This window comes from Filimonas zeae (genome assembly GCF_014641615.1).
Lineage (GTDB): Bacteria > Bacteroidota > Bacteroidia > Chitinophagales > Chitinophagaceae > Filimonas > Filimonas zeae.
Genome location: NZ_BMIB01000001.1, coordinates 1230041 through 1248357, shown reverse-complemented (window position 1 = coordinate 1248357; position 18317 = coordinate 1230041). Strand labels below are relative to the sequence as shown.

General features: G+C 48.1%; 8 protein-coding genes. 5 read left to right on the top strand and 3 right to left on the bottom strand.

Annotation, left to right across the window (positions count from 1 at the left end; translation table 11 throughout):
• Positions 1–10: 10 nt before the first annotated feature.
• From IEY13_RS04930 to IEY13_RS04920, 3 genes are all read right to left on the bottom strand, one after another.
• Positions 11–3130 carry a SusC/RagA family TonB-linked outer membrane protein gene (locus IEY13_RS04930; RefSeq protein WP_188950828.1) on the bottom strand — a complete coding sequence of 1040 codons (3120 nt, stop codon included), beginning with the start codon at positions 3128–3130 and terminating at the stop codon, positions 11–13.
• Between the two features lie 123 nt (positions 3131–3253).
• Positions 3254–7345 carry a hybrid sensor histidine kinase/response regulator transcription factor gene (locus IEY13_RS04925; RefSeq protein WP_188950827.1) on the bottom strand — a complete coding sequence of 1364 codons (4092 nt, stop codon included), beginning with the start codon at positions 7343–7345 and terminating at the stop codon, positions 3254–3256.
• Positions 7346–7647: 302 nt separating this feature from the next.
• On the bottom strand, positions 7648–8601 hold the full coding sequence (locus IEY13_RS04920) for a UbiA prenyltransferase family protein (protein WP_188950826.1): 954 nt from the start codon (positions 8599–8601) through the stop codon (positions 7648–7650).
• 138 nt (positions 8602–8739) lie between these two features.
• Between IEY13_RS04920 and IEY13_RS04915 the strand changes: the two genes are divergently transcribed.
• From IEY13_RS04915 to IEY13_RS04895, 5 genes are all read left to right on the top strand, one after another.
• Complete coding sequence (locus IEY13_RS04915) at positions 8740–10854, top strand: alpha-glucuronidase family glycosyl hydrolase (RefSeq protein WP_188950825.1); 2115 nt, start codon at positions 8740–8742, stop codon at positions 10852–10854.
• A gap of 41 nt (positions 10855–10895) precedes the next feature.
• Positions 10896–11993, top strand: coding sequence for a glycoside hydrolase family 43 protein (locus IEY13_RS04910; protein WP_188950824.1), 1098 nt, complete (start codon positions 10896–10898; stop codon positions 11991–11993).
• A 168-nt stretch (positions 11994–12161) separates the two neighbouring features.
• On the top strand, positions 12162–14096 hold the full coding sequence (locus IEY13_RS04905) for a sialate O-acetylesterase (protein ID WP_188950823.1): 1935 nt from the start codon (positions 12162–12164) through the stop codon (positions 14094–14096).
• Between the two features lie 33 nt (positions 14097–14129).
• A complete protein-coding gene (gene galB, locus IEY13_RS04900; RefSeq protein WP_188950822.1) occupies positions 14130–16865 on the top strand; it encodes a beta-galactosidase GalB in 2736 nt (911 codons plus the stop codon).
• 289 nt (positions 16866–17154) lie between these two features.
• Positions 17155–18255, top strand: a complete 1101-nt coding sequence (locus tag IEY13_RS04895; protein WP_188950821.1) for a right-handed parallel beta-helix repeat-containing protein — start codon at positions 17155–17157, stop codon at positions 18253–18255.
• Positions 18256–18317 lie beyond the last annotated feature (62 nt).

Below are 18317 nucleotides of genomic sequence, written 5' to 3'. Positions count from 1 at the left end.
CTTTTAAAAATCAGAAACGAACATTTACACCCAGGTTAATAATACGTTGCTGCGGATAAAACTGACCGCTTTCGCTGCTGCCTTCAGGATCGTAATCTTTAACCCTGGTTAGGGTAAACAGGTTAAAGGCGTTTACATACACCCTTGCACCCTGCAATCCGGTTCTTTTTAACAGCGCGTTACCCAGGTTGTAACCCAGCTCCATACTTTTTAAACGCAGGAAAGAAGCGTTGTTCAGCCAGAAGTTATTTTTAAACTGTCCACCGGCAGGAGAATTAGAAGCTCTTGTATCTACCCGTGGGTAAGAACCATTAGGGTTGGTTGGACTGTAACGGTTAGCAGCCCAGGTATTGTAAAAATTACCTACAGTACCTGACTCGGGTAATACATACTGACTTACTCTGGACTGTCCGGACAGTACAATTGCCAGATCGAAGTTTTTATAACCGCCATTCAGTACTGCACCGTAAGTAATCTGCGGCAGATTGCTTAACGTACTTCTGATCTGGTCATCCGCAGTAATCTTGCCATCACCATTAAAGTCTTCATAATACAGGTCGCCCAGCTTAGGTGTTACGTTATCAGGTTTGGCATATTTGGTTAACTCAGCTTCTGTGCGGTAAATACCAATAGCATTATACAACAGGTAGGTGTTAACCGGTCTTCCTGTTCTCTTCTGATGGTCTAATACACCAGGTGCTTCATCTATAAATATGATTTTGTTGGCAGCATACGTAAAGTTGCCGGAAATGCCATAAGTAAAGTCGCCGCTTCTGTTGTTATATCCCAGTGTAGCTTCTATACCATGACTGTTTACCTTACCTATATTTTCATCAGGTACCAGCGTTGCAGAACCATAAGGGTTAACAATACCAGTTACGTTAGGAATAGACGCATTTCGGGGAGCCAGAATTTTAGAACGCTTCTGCTGAAAATAAACCACTTCCACATTAAAGTGATTGAAAAGAGTAGCTTCCAACCCTACATCCATTTTACGGGCTTCTTCCCAGGTAATATTGGGGTTAGCCAGTTTTGCCAGATCAACACCGGGCGTAATAACACCTGCACCTGGGCCGAGTACTACCCTGCTTAATAAAGTATCATTATTCAGGTATTGGAAAGGTGCCACATTATCATTACCCAGTAAACCGTATGAAGCACGTAGCTTTAAATCATTTACAAAACCTACGTCAAAGAAAGATTCTTTAGAAATACGCCAGCCTGCTGAAACAGAAGGGAAATACCCATACTGCTTACCGCGTGGAAAGGTAGAAGAGCCATCTATACGCATTTGTACATCTGCCAGGTATTTTTCCTGATAGCTATAACCAAACTTACCAATATAACTTCTGCGGGTATATCTGCTACCTAAACCGGTATTATAAATATCCTCCGCACCTGTACCTCCCTGCGACAACTCAGGAGTTGTGATAGTTGGGAAACGCTGACGGAAAGCGCCGAATAAATCACGCTTTTGCTCGCTCTGCTCGTAACCCACAAAAGCATTAACTGAATGGCCTCTGAAGTTGCGGTTGTAGTTTACTTTAAAGTTGTAAGTAAGCTGCGTAACATTTTCCTGGCTCTGGTTCAATGTGGCTTTAGCATCAGCACCACCACCTGTTACACGTTGCTCGTAAGTATCACTATTTCTGAAATACTGATACACCAGGTAAGGTTTGGAAAAGGTTTTAGTAAAATTCCACATCTTATCCATAGCCATAAAACCATCTACAGACAAGCCTTTTACAGCAGCAATATTATAACTGGCTTTTAAAATACCATTGAATACAGAACGCGGATTTTCGCTGGTACCACCAATATCTGTAGCCATCAGTACAGGGTTACTGCCTTCTATACCATAAGCGGGTAAGCCATTAGGGAAAATAGCAGGTGCTGTAGGATAGGCGCGATAGATGCTGCGGAAAATATCACCGGCAGAAGAAATAGGGAATTTACGGTCTTCCTGCCTGCCTGATAAATACAGGCCTACTTTGAAGTCATTGGTAATATTCGCATCAATATTAGAACGGAAGCTATACTGTTTGTATTTGGTTGCACCATTTTTATACAAACCATCCTGATACAGGGTACCGCCGGAAATAAAATATTTCACATTTTCAGAACCGCCGGAAACAGAAATATTAGCCTGATTTTGCAAAGTGGTATTTTGCAGCGTAGCCTTTGCCCAATCGGTATTAGGATAATTCAGCGGATCGGAGCCGTTGGCAAATTTCTGAATTTCTTCAGCTGAGTACACCTGATTTAAACCACCTGCCTGGTTATTCCAGTATTCAATTTCATTTCTGATGGTAGCGTACGTAGCCGCATCTGCCATTTTAGGCAAGCGGGTGGGTGACGAAAAACCCTGGTTAAAGCTGGCAGAAATGGAAGGCTTGCCGGTTTTACCACGCTTGGTGGTAACCAGAATTACACCGTTTGCCGCGCGGCTACCGTAAATAGCAGCAGACGCGTCTTTTAAAACTGACACACTTTCAATGTCGTTCGGGTTTAAACGTTCCAGACCACCTACCTGGCCCGGAACTCCATCCACCACTACCAGTACATCGTTACTACCAGTGGTAGCCATACCGCGGATGAGGATAGAAGAACCATCATAACCCGGCTCGCCCGAGCGGTTGTTGATGGCCATACCGGAAAAACGGCCCGCAAACGCATTGGACACGTTGGCCGTGGGACTTTTTACCAGGTCTGACCCTTTTACCACAGAAATAGAACCGGTTACAGTAGCTTTTTTCTGCGAGCTGTAACCTACCACTACTACCTCGTTACCGGCAGAAGTTGCCAGTTGGGTAAGTTCAACAGTTACACTTGATTGCCCGTTTACCGGAACTTCCTTTACACCAAAACTTAAATGAGAAAAAACCAGCACAGCATCGCTGGCTGCAGTAATAGAGAAACGTCCCAGACTGTCTGTATTTACCCCACGCGTACTGCCCTTTACAGTTACTGATACATCGGCAACGGGTTCTTTACCGTCCGTTACTGTACCGGTAACCTTTTGCTGGGCCCAGGTGGGTAAAGCAGTCATACACAACACTATAAGCAACACCTGGCTTACATAGTTGGCACCCGGCACAAGCCGCCGGATGCTGGCAAGCAGTTTTTTCATAAAACAAGGATATTTAAAGATTCATTAACAAACACAAAGTAAAAGCCCCCCTGTGGCTTTACAGGGGGGGCAAATCATGAAAGAGGGGGGCCAAAATCACAGTTTTAAGCTAAAAACGAACATTTATTCGTCTTTTGGAACCGTGTTGAGATCCCTGTTAAAAGAGTACCGGTATTTCTTAATATAGTCTGAAGGGGTCATTTCGAAGATGCGCACAAATTGTTCGCGGAAATATTTGGCATCAATAATACCCACCCGAAAGGCTGCTTCTTTTACACTCAGGTTTTCGGTAAGCATTAATACCGCCGCCCGGCGTATGCGAACCGAACGCATGAAGGCGGTAACGGACTGACCCGAAATGGCTTTTACCTTAGTGTACAGGTTAGAATGGCTCATTCCCATTTCCCGGGCAAACATTTTCATGTTAAAATCATTGTTTTCCATGTTTTCTTCAATGATTTCAATGCATTTCTGCATAAAATGCTGGTATTCTGCCGGTACTTTATGGCTGTGCTCCTTTAAACTGATGCTATCCAGATAATACCGCCGCAGCTGGTGCTGGTTTTTAAGTATGGTTTCTACCCGTGCCAGCAGAATATCACTGTCAAACGGTTTGTTCAGGTAGTCATCTGCCCCACCTTCTATGCCCTGCAATTTCAGTTCCTCGCTGGTGGTGGCTGTTAACAGAATTACAGGTATATGCGCCAGCGATTCCGATTCTTTTATACGGCGGCACAGGTCAACTCCGCTCATTTCCTGCATAAATATGTCGCTGATAACAATATCCGGCTTATGTTTTTCTGCCAGTTGGTAACCCTCTTCCCCACTGGCTGCCACATGTACCAGATAGCCGGGGGTAAAAAGCAGCTGCAGGTAGTTACGCATTTCTTCATTGTCATCTACAATCAGTACCGACTTTTTAGCCGTCAGCAACTCCTCAGCCACCAGGCCATGCTGCACCGGCGCTTCCACTTTAACGGGCTCCGGCACCTGAGTATGGTCCATCAGTTCTTCCAGGTACACCGGCGTTTTTTCTGCCGCCGCCGGTTTTTCCATAATGGTTTCCGGCACTGCCTGCTGCCTTGGCAATCGTATGGTAAACACCGTGCCGTTGCCAGGGGTGCTGGTGCAGAACACATTGCCGCCATGCAGGGTAGTAAAATGTTTTACCAGGTACAGCCCTACGCCAAAGCCCATCTGCTGCCTTCCGGATGCTTTTACCTGGTGAAACTTATCAAAAATGCGCAGCTGCTCTGCTTCGCTGATGCCGCAGCCGGTATCTGTAATGGAAATGGATACGTTCTCTCCCTCCTCCTGCATATCCAGCGTAATTTTACCACCATCCGGTGTAAACTTAAAAGCGTTAGATAACAGGTTAAACAGGGCAATTTCCAGCTTTTCATAATCGCCATACCAGTTTCCACTGCTTCTGGCAGGGGAAAAAGTATATTCAATACCCCGCGTTTTAGCCTGCTGGGTAAAGCATAAAAACACTTCCTGGCAAAGCTCCTGCAGGCGAAAAGCGGTAATATGCAGCTGATCGCCCCCGCTGTCGGCCCGTTTAAACAGCAATAACTGGTCTACCAGGCTTAGCAAACGGTGGGCATTGCGCTGGGCCGTCAGCAGCTCCTGCTGCAGAGGCGTTTGTTCCAGCCCCGCCACCGCATTCTTTAACGGGTTAATAATCAATGTAAGCGGCGTACGGAATTCGTGAGAAATATTGGTAAACACCGAAAGCTGCCTTTCCGCTATCTCCTTTTCCTTTTCACTTTCCAGGTGCGCCAGTTTTACCTCGTACCTCAGGCGCGCCTGCGTATGCATGTAACGGCGGTATACCCAAACAAGAGCTGCCGCCGCTGCTATATATAATATGTATGCCCACCAGCTTCGGTACCAGGGCGGAAGTACGGTTATGGTAAGCAGCGATACCGGTTCTTCCCATATACCATCTGCATCAGCAACACGTACTTTAAAGGTGTAAGTACCCTCCTGCAAACGGGAATAGCTGGCCTGCCGGGCGTTATTAATATAATGCCATTCTTTATCCCACCCATCCAGCAGAAAAGCATACTTGGTTTTATCGGTACCATTAAAAGTAAGCCGCACAAAATTGAGCGAGAGGGTAGTTTGATCGTACGGCAGCCGTATGGTATGAATGCCATTGACGGTACGCTCTGTTACAAAGCGGGGACTTTTTTCAATCGGCTGATTGTTTACGAAAAGCCCGTTCAGCAATATCGGCGCATGCAAATCCTGCTCATGAATGCTGTCCGGCCTGAAAAGATTAAACCCGTTAATGCCGCCAAAAGCCAGCTCACCTGTAGAAAGGCGTTCTGCAGCGTTAAAACTAAACTGGTTACTCTGCAAACCATCTGTATAAGAGTAATTGGTAAATCGCTTTTCTTTAAACCGGAAACGGCTGAGGCCGTTGTAGGTACTTAACCACAAATCGCCACGCGCATCTGTAAGAATGCGTAAAATGGTATTACCAGGCAAGCCGTCTGCCGTGCTGTACCGGCGGTATTTACCGGTGCGACGATTAAAATGCAGCAATCCCCCTTCCTGTGTGCCTACCCATAAAAAACCATTTCCATCGTCCACAATACAGCGGATGGTATAACCCATTTTAAAATTTACGTGGCGCCGCTGCTGGCGGTCAATGCAAATGAGCGAGGAATAGCTGCCGCCCCAGAAAGTACCATCTGCTGTTTCAGTAAGGCATTGCAGATCTGCCAGGGCCGTATCAAACAATTCAAAACGGTTGGCCTCTTTTTTAAACCGGTACAGGCTGCCATGGTTGGTGGCGCTGGCCCATAACTGTTGCTGTTTATCCTGATACAGCACCCATACATTCTTTTCTTCCTGCCCTGTGTAAGGGTTAAAGCAGGCATAACGGGTTACAGCAAAACTGCCCGGAGTAATGCGGTTTACGCCGCCCGACCAGGTGGATGCCCAGATATCATTACCTGCATCCTGTATAATAGAGGTAACAAAATTGCTGCTGAGCCCTTCGGCAGAACCGGGTACATGTATATAATTGTGATAAGTGTTCTGCTGCCGGTTCCAGCACCGCAGGCCCGCCCCATCGGTTCCTATCCATAACTGCCCGCGATTGTCTTCGCAAAAGCTGAAAATGAAATTATCTACCGGCTGCTCCTTTCCGGTGCGGTACAGTACTTTGGTAAAATAATCCGGCCGGGCCTCAATCATACTCACCCCGCCCCGCAGCGTGCCTATCCATTTACGCCCCGAAGCATCTTCGTAAATACCCCATACAGAAATACTGCGGGTAACGGGCGATAAGGCAAATTTTTCCGGCAACGGTGTGGCTACACCACCTGCCCAGGTGAAGATCCCGGCATCATCCGTACCTATCCATAAAGTATGTTTGCGGTCTTCACATAAATTAATCACCCGGTTTCTGCCTGGTAATACCCCAGACTCATACACACCGGTAACGGTATTAAACCTGGCCAGCCCCTCGTTGCTGCCTACCCACAGGTTACCATCGGCAGTAGCCCGTATACAATTGGCATGGCGTAAGGTATTACTCACCAGGTTCAATTGCTTTGTAGCAAAATCAAACCGGAACAACCCGCTCTGCTGTATAAATACCCAGGCAGAGCGTTTGTCTGCTGCGGCATCAATAGCAATTACGTTGTAACAGCATTTATTACCCGGCAACATGTTCAGCGGTATCTGCGTGCCGGTTGTATTACCATTTTCAAACAATACCAGGCCGGTTTGCTGCCCGCCGGTTAACACCATATCGGCATTTACCGCGCGTATACGCTGTATATTATCGTGTAACAAAACAGGTTGTGTATTGCCCTCAGCCACATAACGCAGCTGCCGGAACGAAGCGGTGGCGGGGTAGTATACGCAAGCCCCCTTCATGCCGCCTACCCATATATGGCCCGCCTCATCGCCATCAATGGTATATATGGTATTGGTAAGCAGGGAAGTGCTGTCGCCTATCTGGTTGCGGAATACCCGGCATTCATAACCATCGTAGCGGTTAAGGCCATCGTAGGTACCAAACCACATAAAGCCATCTTTATCCTGGTAAATACTCATTACAGAGTTGTTGGACAGGCCCTGCTCCATGCCCAGGTAGGATACAGGATAATATTGGGAAGGCAGTAACACCGGCAATAGCAAAAGCGCAATCAGCAAAACAGGGTTACGCCCGTACGGAAATCTCAGCAATAACATATGGCGGTTTGTGCATTAATAGACGCCTGAAAACAGGAAAACGCCGCATGAAAATGCAGCTTTTTTGGCAGTTAACCATTATTTATTTTGCACATCCGCCTTTTAACGGTACAACCGTGTGAGCATCAAAGCATCACACGGCAGCAAAAGCCCAGTGCCGCAAGGGAACTGATAATTGTCATTGTGACATCTTCCACCGCCTCAACCCGCAACACATGATCACAATCGCCCAGATGTAGTTAATAAAATAATTGAATACCACGAAAGCCTGGAAATGGAAAGCGCACCGGGCGAAGAAACCGTTAGGATACCAGTATAGCTGCCAGTATACCGCACAGCGCCTTCACCAGCATTAAACCATCTATTACCGCCAGGTAATATAAGATGCTTCTGCGCTGGTGCATAGAGTAGGCTACTGCCAGCGTTACTATAAAAGGTACTACATTCAGTAATACCCGTAAAGGCGTAAAATGCATGTATACCGAAAACAGCAGCAGCGATATAAGCCCCAGCAATACAATGGGCATCAGAATATTAAAAATGGTACGTCGCAACCCGGCACGCACCACAAAGGTTTTTAACTGATTATTACTGTCAGATGCATAGTCCTTAATATCAAACATAATACACAGCACCGTTATATACATCCAGTTTTTCAACGCCAGCCAGCCAGTCATTAACGCAAAAGGATATACCTCGCGCGATTGTATCTCCCGCCACAGCAACGGATAAATAGTTACCACACCCGTCCACACAAAACCTATTACAAAAGGCTTCATCCACCCCGTGCGCCGCAGGTTGAGACTGAGAAAACGCAATGCCGGAATATCGTAATACAAAGCCGCTACCACCGGAAACAGCAGGGCTACCAGCCAGTGGCTAAGCGGTATAACCGCAAAGCCACGGTAATACTGTGCCAGTAGCAGCAAAGTACCCACTATGGCTAACGCGCTGAATAAGTTTTGCGACCAGCGTACGGTAACCTTGTGTGTATAATACCATACACTGCGCTTATTGTTAGGGTTTACATACTGCTCGCTGATGTAGGCATAAGTGTAATAAACTATAGAGGCACTGAATAACACCACGTAAAAAATCCAGTTGTTCAGGGGTATCTGCATCTGATAAGCCGCCTCTATACTCAAAGCCGTGGCACACATTCCGTAAAAGAAGTTACCAAAGAAGATATAATCCCGCAAATTGTTCCCTGAGTCTTTCATATCATTAGAACTGGCTCTGAAAGTATTCCCTTTCAAAAATAGGCGTATTCAGTTACAATACCCCTGCAAGCCCTCTTGTAAAAAGAGTGCTGCAACCAGCCGCAACCGGTTGCATTTTTTTATTTCAAATAAACTCCTATATCTTTGATTTCATCAACGAAACCGATTGCATAAATGAAGGCCATTTTCACCTCAGGGAAAATAATCTGCCTTTGGGCCATTTTCCTAATCCAATTTATCCATCCATCAGCCGGAAAGGCAGAAAACGGTTATCAGCTATGGCTCAGGTATGCCCCGGTAGAGGATATATCCCTTCGCAATCAGTATCTGCGGCAAACCGGCACCGTTTATCTGGCAGATAGCACCTCTCCCACCCTTGCCGTATTGAAAGAGGAACTTACACAGGCTTTATCGCGCATGCTGGGCAAACCCATCACATTTGTAAACCAGCCCGACGGGGCAGGCCTCATTATTCGTACCACTTCTGCCAACGCATCTTTAGGCAGTGAAGGCTTCCAGCTGCAATCCAACGCAACAAACACCGCTATCACACTATCTGCACAAACAGATATAGGCTTGTTATACGGCGGCTTTCATTTGCTGCGCCTGATGCAGACCCGGCAACCACTTATACAACTGAACATACATTCCACGCCCAAACTGGCTCTGCGTCTACTGAACCATTGGGATAACCTGAACCGCTATGTGGAAAGAGGATATGCGGGTATTTCTATATTCAACTGGCATACGCTGCCGGGATATATAGATCAGCGTTACATAGATTATGCACGCGCCAACGCTTCCATTGGCATTAACGGTACGGTATTAACCAACGTAAACGCAAATGCCTGGATATTGACCGGCGATTACCTGCAAAAGGTAAAAGCACTGGCAGATGTGTTTCGCCCCTATGGCATTAAAGTATACCTTACCGCCCGCTTTTCTGCCCCTATTGAAATGGGCGGCCTGTCCACGGCCGATCCGCTACAACCACAGGTACAGCAATGGTGGCAGCAGAAAGTAAAAGAAATTTATACGCTGATACCCGATTTTGGTGGCTTTCTGGTAAAAGCCAACAGCGAGGGACAGCCCGGCCCGCAGGATTATAAACGTACCCATGCTGATGGGGCCAATATGCTGGCCGATGCTGTAGCACCTTATAACGGCATTATTATGTGGCGGGCATTTGTATACAGCCATGAAACACCGGAAGACCGCTTTAAACAGGCTTATAACGAGTTTAAACCGCTGGACGGACAATTCCGCAAAAATGTAATGGTACAGGTGAAGAACGGCCCTATTGACTTTCAGCCCCGCGAGCCATTTTCGCCCTTATTCGGCGCTATGCCCCAAACACCGCTGATGATGGAATTTCAGCTAACGCAGGAATACCTGGGCCAGGGCACACATCTGGTATATGAAGCCCCCATGTTTAAAGAAACACTGGATGCCGATACACATATAAACGGAAAAGGCAGTACGGTAACCAAATCTGTTTCCGGTATAGCCGGGGTAGCCAATATAGGTAACGATATTAACTGGTGCAGCCACCCCTTTGCACAGGCCAACTGGTATGCACTGGGCAAACTTGCCTGGAACCCTGCACAAAGCAGCGAAACCATTGCAGAAGAATGGATACGCCAGACATGGAGCAACAAAACCACAGTAGTAAACACCTGCAAACAAATAATGCTGCAAAGCCGCGAAGCCATGGTAAACTACATGACGCCGCTGGGCCTGCACCATATTATGGGTAACGGCCATCATTACGGCCCGCTGCCCTGGGGCAATACCCTGCCACGGGCTGATTGGAACCCGGTATACTACCACCGTGCCGACAGCGCCGGCATTGGCTTTAACCGCACCGCTACCGGCAGCAACGCACTGGCGCAATATCACCCGGCTGCCGCTGCAGCCTGGGCAGATAGTAACACCTGCAGCAGCGAATACCTGCTGTGGTTTCACCACGTATCCTGGCAACACCGTATGCCCACGGGCCGGTCGCTATGGCAGGAGCTTTGTTTCCGTTACAACCAGGGCGTGGCACAGGTACGCACCATGCAGCAGCAATGGCAGCAACTACAACCTTATATAGATAAAGAACGCTATACACAGGTACAGCTGATGCTGGGTATACAGCAGCGTGAAGCAGTATGGTGGCGAGATGCCTGCCTGCTGTATTTTCAGCAGTTTTCGCAGCAACCGATACCGGCACAATACGAAAAACCGGCGCATACCCTGGAGTATTATCAGAACCTGAAATTCCCGTATGCACCAGGCAACGGATAACCAACACCATACAGTAACAATCATCCAATAAAAAAGAACAAATGAAAGTATCTGCACTAACATTACTTGCCTCCGCTGCCACTGCCACAGCCGTGTTCAGCTGTAACTCTCCCGCCTCCCATTCATCTGACAAAGACAGCACCACCACAAAAACAGATACCGGTAAAGCCGCAGCATACCTGTCGCAACCGCTGGTATCACATATCTATACAGCAGACCCTTCTGCACACGTATTTAACAACCGCATTTACATATACCCTTCGCACGATACCGCTACCGGTATTCCGGAAGATGATCTGGGCAGCCATTTCGATATGAAAGACTTTCACATTCTTTCTATGGATTCTGTGGGAGGTAAAGTAACCGATCATGGAGTTGCACTGAGCGTGAAAGACATTCCATGGGCAGGCCGCCAGTTATGGGCGCCCGATGCTGCTTTTGCCAACAATACCTACTATCTGTATTTTCCGGTAAAAGACAAGCAGGACATATTTCATATAGGTGTTGCTACCAGCAGCAAACCGGAAGGCCCTTTTACCCCTGCCAAAGAGCCTATAAAAGGCAGCTACAGTATAGACCCCTGTGTGTTTAAAGATGATGATGGTAAGTTTTATATGTACTTTGGCGGCATATGGGGTGGCCAGCTGCAACGCTGGAACAACAATAAATACGACAGCACCAAAGGCAACCGCCAGCCCGAAGAAGCTGCTATATTACCCCGCGTAGCCAAACTGACTGCTGATATGACCAGCTACGACGGCCCGGTAAAAGAATTACTGCTTACCGACGAAAAAGGTACCCCTTACAAAGAAAAAGACAACAGCAAGCGCTTTTTTGAAGCAGCGTGGATGCATAAGTATAATGGAAAGTATTATTTCTCTTACTCTACCGGTGACACCCATAACATCTGTTATGCTATTGGCGATAACCCATACGGACCGTTCCGTTACCAGGGTGTAATACTGAACCCGGTTGAAGGCTGGACCAGCCACCACTCCATTGTAGAGAAAGACGGTAAATGGTATCTGTTCTATCATGATGTGCAGTTATCCGGCAAAACATATCTGCGTAATGTAAAAGCAACAGAACTGCATTACAACGCGGATGGCACTATTCAAACCATTACTGCGCGTAAGTAATTACATAATAACAACTATTTCCCTTCCTGCATGGCAGCTGAGCAGCAATGCAGGAAGGCAACATACCACAAAGCAGTCTGGCGCAGCATTAACCTAAGCAGCCAGCCTTGCCGCAAGGCTGATACAGCTACGCACCACCATCCATATATAACTATTTTACCAATGCTTATGCCTGTAAAACCTATCATACTATCACTGCTGCTTTCCATAGCACTACTGCAAGCCCGCGCCACCGTTACGCTGCCCCGTCTGGTACGCGACAGCATGATACTGCAAAGGGACGCACCTGTTAAAATATGGGGCTGGGCTACACCCGGTGAAAAAATAAACATACAGTTTAACGGTCAGCGCCTTGATACCCGTACCGCAACTAACGGTGAATGGCAGCTGAAACTACAGCCCATGAAGGCGGGTGGCCCCTACACCATGCAAATCAAAGGCAGTAACAGCATTCAGTTAAACGATATATATGTAGGCGATGTATGGGTATGCGCCGGCCAGTCGAACATGGTACACCAATTACAACTGCATGAAGAAACCTATACCGCTGATATTGCCGCAGCACAGTTTACACAGATAAGACAATTCTGGGTACCTACGCTTACCAATCTGCAACAGCCTCAACAACAGCTGCCTGCAGGCTACTGGAAAACAGCCAACCCGCAGGATGTGAAACAGTTTTCTGCCGTAGCCTATTTTATGGCGCTGCACCTGCATCAGCAATACAAAATACCTATAGGCATTATCAACACCAGCGTAGGTGGTACCCCCATTGAAGCATGGACCAGCGAAGAAGGATTAAAAACCTTCCCCAACATTACCGCCACTATTCAGCAGAATAAAGACACTGCATACGTAAATAACCGCAACCGCCTGGCCGCTGCAGACGCTGCTGCCGGCAGGCCTGCACACGAAACAGACCCGGGCTTAACGGGCCCCCTGCCCTGGTACCACGCAGATTATACCCCCAAAAACTGGCGTACCATCAATATACCAGGCTACTGGGAAGACCAGGGCGCCCGCCGCCTGAATGGCACCGTATGGTACCGCCGCGAAATAGAAGTACCGGCATCTATGACCGGTCAACCCGCAAAACTATACCTGGGCAGAATTGTAGATGCAGATTACGTATACATCAATGGCCGTTTAGCGGGCAGCACCTCCTATCAGTACCCGCAGAGAAGATATGCATTGCCCGCAGACATGCTGAAGCCCGGCAAAAACACCATCACCATACGTGTTATAAGCCAGTCTGGCAAAGGCGGCTTTGTACCCGATAAACCTTATTACATTAAAGCAGGTAACCAAACCATTGATTTGAAAGGTTACTGGCAATACAAAGTGGGCGATGTATACAACACAGCACCACCCCGTAACACACCACTGGCCGCACAAAACCAACCCACAGCACTGTTCAATGCCATGGTTAGCCCCCTTACCCGCTACGCCATTAAAGGCATTGCCTGGTACCAGGGCGAAAGCAATGCAGGCAACCCCGGCAATTATGAGGCCCTTTTAAAAAGCTTTATTGCCGACTGGCGTAAACAATGGCAGCAGGGCGATATACCTTTTGTATATGCGCAACTGCCCGATTTTATGGAAGTAAGCTACACACCCGGCGAAAGCAACTGGGCCCTGATGCGCGAAGCGCAGCTGCACGCCCTGCAACTACCCAACACCGGCATGGCGGTAACCATGGGCCTGGGCGAATGGAACGATATACACCCCGATAACAAAAAAGACGTAGGCCTGCGGCTGGCCCTGGCTGCACAACACCTTGCTTACAACGAAAACATAGTTTACTCCGGCCCGCTTTTTCATAGCGCTGCCGTAACAGGCAATACCATCACCCTCAGCTTCAGTAATACCGGCAGCGGTTTAACCACCAGCAATGGTGAGGCGCCCGGCGCTTTTGCTATTGCAGGGGCCGATAAAAAGTTTGTATGGGCACAGGCAACCATTGTAAACAATACGGTGGTAGTATCCTCCCCTAAAATACCACAGCCGCTATATGTACGATATGCCTGGGCAGATAACCCCGATCAGCCCAACCTCTGCAACCGCGAAGGATTGCCAGCCTCTCCCTTCCGCACAGACCAGTAATTATCAATAGTATATTCAGAAGAAACCAGCTATATGAACTTATACGACTTTACAACAAAAAGCTTACTGTTGTGCGCAACGCTGGCCCTGGTAACAACCCTGCAGGCGCAGGTTGCCAAAGCCCCGCTGCGGGAACGTACCTGTATAAGCAACGGCTGGAAATTTTACCGCTACGCTACCAGCGAACAACCAGATAGCCTTATATACGATGTAAGGCCGGAAATAACAGATGCCAGAGATGATAAACCTGCCGATGCACGCCCCACAGAGGCCATACAGGTAACAACGCAGCGCACTGTATTAAAACCCTATATACTACCTACCGGTAATGCCTTTATTAAAAATGCAAACGCACGCCATACCAGGCCGCAAGGCAACCCCGGCAGCAACTTTTCCTTTGTACAAAACAGCTTTGATGATAACGCCTGGGAAAGTGTAGACCTGCCGCACGACTGGGCTATAAAAGGTCCGTTTTACAAGGGCGAACCAGCACTGGTAGGCGGCGGCATGGGGCGCCTGCCCAGCCAGGGCGTTGCCTGGTACCGCAAAAAACTAAATATACCTGCCGCCGATGCAGGCAAATCCATTATACTGGAAATAGATGGCGCCATGTCTTATGCCATGGTATGGATAAACGGTCACCTGGCAGGTGGCTGGCCTTACGGTTATGCCTCGTGGCAGATAGATCTTACACCTTACATAAAACCCGGTGGCATTAACCAGTTGGCTATACGGCTGGATAACCCGCTCAATTCCTCCCGCTGGTACCCCGGCGGCGGCATTTACCGCAACGTATGGCTTACCAGAGTAAACAAAGTACGCACGGCGCAATGGGGCACTTTCATTACTACCCGTAATGTATCTGCTGCCAGTGCCGTGGCAGATATGCAACTAACCCTTACCAACCAAACCACCACAACAGCAAATATTACTGCTGTTACAGAAATATTTGCGGCCACCCCTGGCGGGCAACCCACCGGCAAACCTCTAGCGCGCATTACACACGCCTCCACCACGTTACTGCCCGGTACAGATAGCACTATTAAAAGCACAGCCGTTATAAGCCGCCCAAAACTATGGGGACCACCACCTACCCAAACACCCAACCAATACATAGCTATTACCAGCGTATACAACCACAGACAACCAACAGACACCTATAGCACCCTGTTTGGTATACGTAAACTGCAGTTTGATGCCGAAAAAGGCTTGCTGGTAAACGGAGAGAAAATTATTATCAAAGGCGCCAACCAGCACCACGATCTGGGTGCCCTGGGCGCTGCCTTCAACGTGCGCGCCGCCGAACGGCAGCTGCAAATGTTGCGCGATATGGGCTGCAACGCCATCCGCATGTCGCACAACCCGCCCGCACCCGAACTGCTGGCATTAACCGACCGCATGGGCTTTCTGGTAGTAGATGAAGTATTCGACTCCTGGGAAACAAAGAAAACACCCTGGGATTTTCACCTCATCTTCCCCGACTGGAGCGAGCAGGATTTGCGTGCGCTGATACGCAGAGACCGTAATCACCCCTCCGTTATACTCTGGAGTTTTGGTAACGAAGTAGGTGAGCAATACACCGCCGAAAAAGGAGCCGCCGTAGCAAGAAGGTTATACCAGTTTGTTAAAGAAGAAGATACTACCCGCCCCGCTACCGTTGCCATGAACTATGCCAAACCCGATATGCCATTGCCGCAGGAAGTAGACGTTATCAGCCTGAACTATCAGGGCGAAGGCATCCGCTACAGCGAGGCTTACAAAGGCCTCAAAGGCATTACTACGCCTCCGCTGTTTCCAAAGTTTCATGAGAAGTTTCCCGGCAAAATGATATTGAGTTCTGAAAACGCTGCTGCCCTCAGCAGCCGTGGCGAATACCTGTTTCCGGTATATAAAGGCATCAGCGCCCCGGTTAAAAACAAACAGGGCGGTAATGATACTACGCAACAGGTAAGCGCTTATGAATTGTATTCGGTAGAGTTTGGCTCTTCGGCAGATAAAGTATTCAGCACACTGGAAAACCACCCTTATGTGGCAGGCGGCTTTGTGTGGAGCGGCTGGGATTACCTGGGTGAGCCTTCTCCCTACTACCAATCGCGCAGCTCTTATTTTGGTGTAATTGACCTGGCTGGCTTTAAAAAAGACCGCTATTACCTGTATCAGGCTTACTGGCGTCCGCAACACCCCATGGCACATATATTACCGCACTGGACATGGCCCGACCGTATAGGTGATACCACACCTGTGCATGTGTTTACCTCTGGCGATGAAGCCGAGTTATTTTTAAACGGCCGCTCGCTGGGTAGAAAAAAGAAAGCCCTTAACCAATACCGCCTCCGCTGGGATGAGGTTACCTACCAACCCGGCCAGCTGAAAGTAATAGCCTACCGCAATGGTAAAAAATGGGCGGAAGATGAAATACATACCGCGGGTAATGCCTCGCAACTTCAGCTTTCTGCCGACCACAGTGCCCTGCAGGCTACCGGGCACGATCTGGCCTTTATTACCGTACGCGTTGCAGATGCCACCGGCACTACAGCACCCCGTGCCGGTAACAAACTCCGCTTTACCATACAAGGCCCCGGTACAATAGCCGCCACCGACAACGGCAATGCTGCTGATATGCAATCGTTTGCCAGTACAGAAAAAAGCGCATTCAATGGCCATTGTATGGTAATTGTGCGTACGCAACAAGGAAAAACAGGTGAGATAAAGGTGACTGCAGAAGCAGAAGGATTAACACCGGCTTCTGTTATACTGAAGGTTCAATAGCAGGCAATAAAAAAGGGTAGCTGGTTCAGCGGCCAGCTACCCTACGTTCACAGTTTTCTTTCGGATTAAAAACGGACATATATTAGACCTCAACAGGCATGCCAAACCAAAAACCAACTAATAACCAACAACTTACAAAAGTTAAAAGAATCAAAATTCCCAAATAGAGAAAGATAAGTTTCATACTGGGACTGCCGCGGGACGGTACAGGACACTGTTACAGACAATATTCAGCATATTTAGTAAGCCAATTATTTTAACGATTCGCTTAACTATTTAAAGAAGTCTTATGAAAAAGATTGCAATGCCTGTAAAGGTAGCTGCCTCCATGGCAATGGCAGTAGCCGTAATTATTGCAGGATGCTCCAAAAACTCGGTTGCACCTGAAGAAAACACCGCTTCCCTTTCCGTTCCTGGTCAATTAGCCGCAGTAGCAGCTGCCAGCAGTGCAGAAGTGGTAAAAATCGGTTCCAACTACCGCGCCAGTGTAAACGGCACCCAGATATACCTGGGAACAGATTATATCGGCGCCATTAACGCAGCCATAGGTGGCTTAACACCCGGACGCACCAGTAAAGAGTGGGTAACCATTAAAAACTCAGGAAGTTCCGGTAACTCAGGCGGTGCCGTAAAAGGCGTTAAAATGCAAAGCTATACCGGGCTGGATTTTGCAGGCACCACTTTTACCTGCAATAGTAACGACCTGCTGATTGTACCTGTACAGGCAGACCGTAAAACACAGATTGAAGTAAAGAACCTGAATGTAGCCGGCAACCCGCGTTACGGCATCTGGTTTAAAGGCTGTACCAACATGGCCATCAGCAACATTACCATGAACCTTACTAACGGCTCGGGCCAGTTTGGTTTGGGTATACGGGTTGACCATAGTACGGCTGCTACCAGTAACCTCAACATCAGCGGTAACATTAACATCAACGGCGGCGATATGTCTATTGAAACCTACGGACTGGATGGCTTTACCATTGGCAACGTAACCAGCAGCAACAACTATGGCTGCGGTGTATTGCTGAACCAGTCTAAAAACGGCAGCGTAGGCACCGTAACCGGTAACTACAACTGCAACGGCGGCGGATATGCCACTTTTCGCGTAGCTAATAACAACGGCCCCAACGTTACCTGTACCAAAGTGTACTCACGTAACAGCGGCCGTGGATTTTTCAGTGTATCCGGCAGTAACGGAACTACTGTTAGTACTGTAGACATTGCCAACTCCACCAGTCACGGCATCTTCCTGGAAGACGCCTCTAATACCAAAGTAAACGCAGGCACAGTTTCAGGCGGCCACCCGAATGTACAGCACGTAAGAACCTCTGGCTGTACCACCAAAGTAAACGGCCAAACCTATACTGCCGCTAACGGCTCCTGGTAATCTGTAACTATTATTTTTTAACGATTCATCCGTTAAAATAATTGGCACTTATATGCCATACA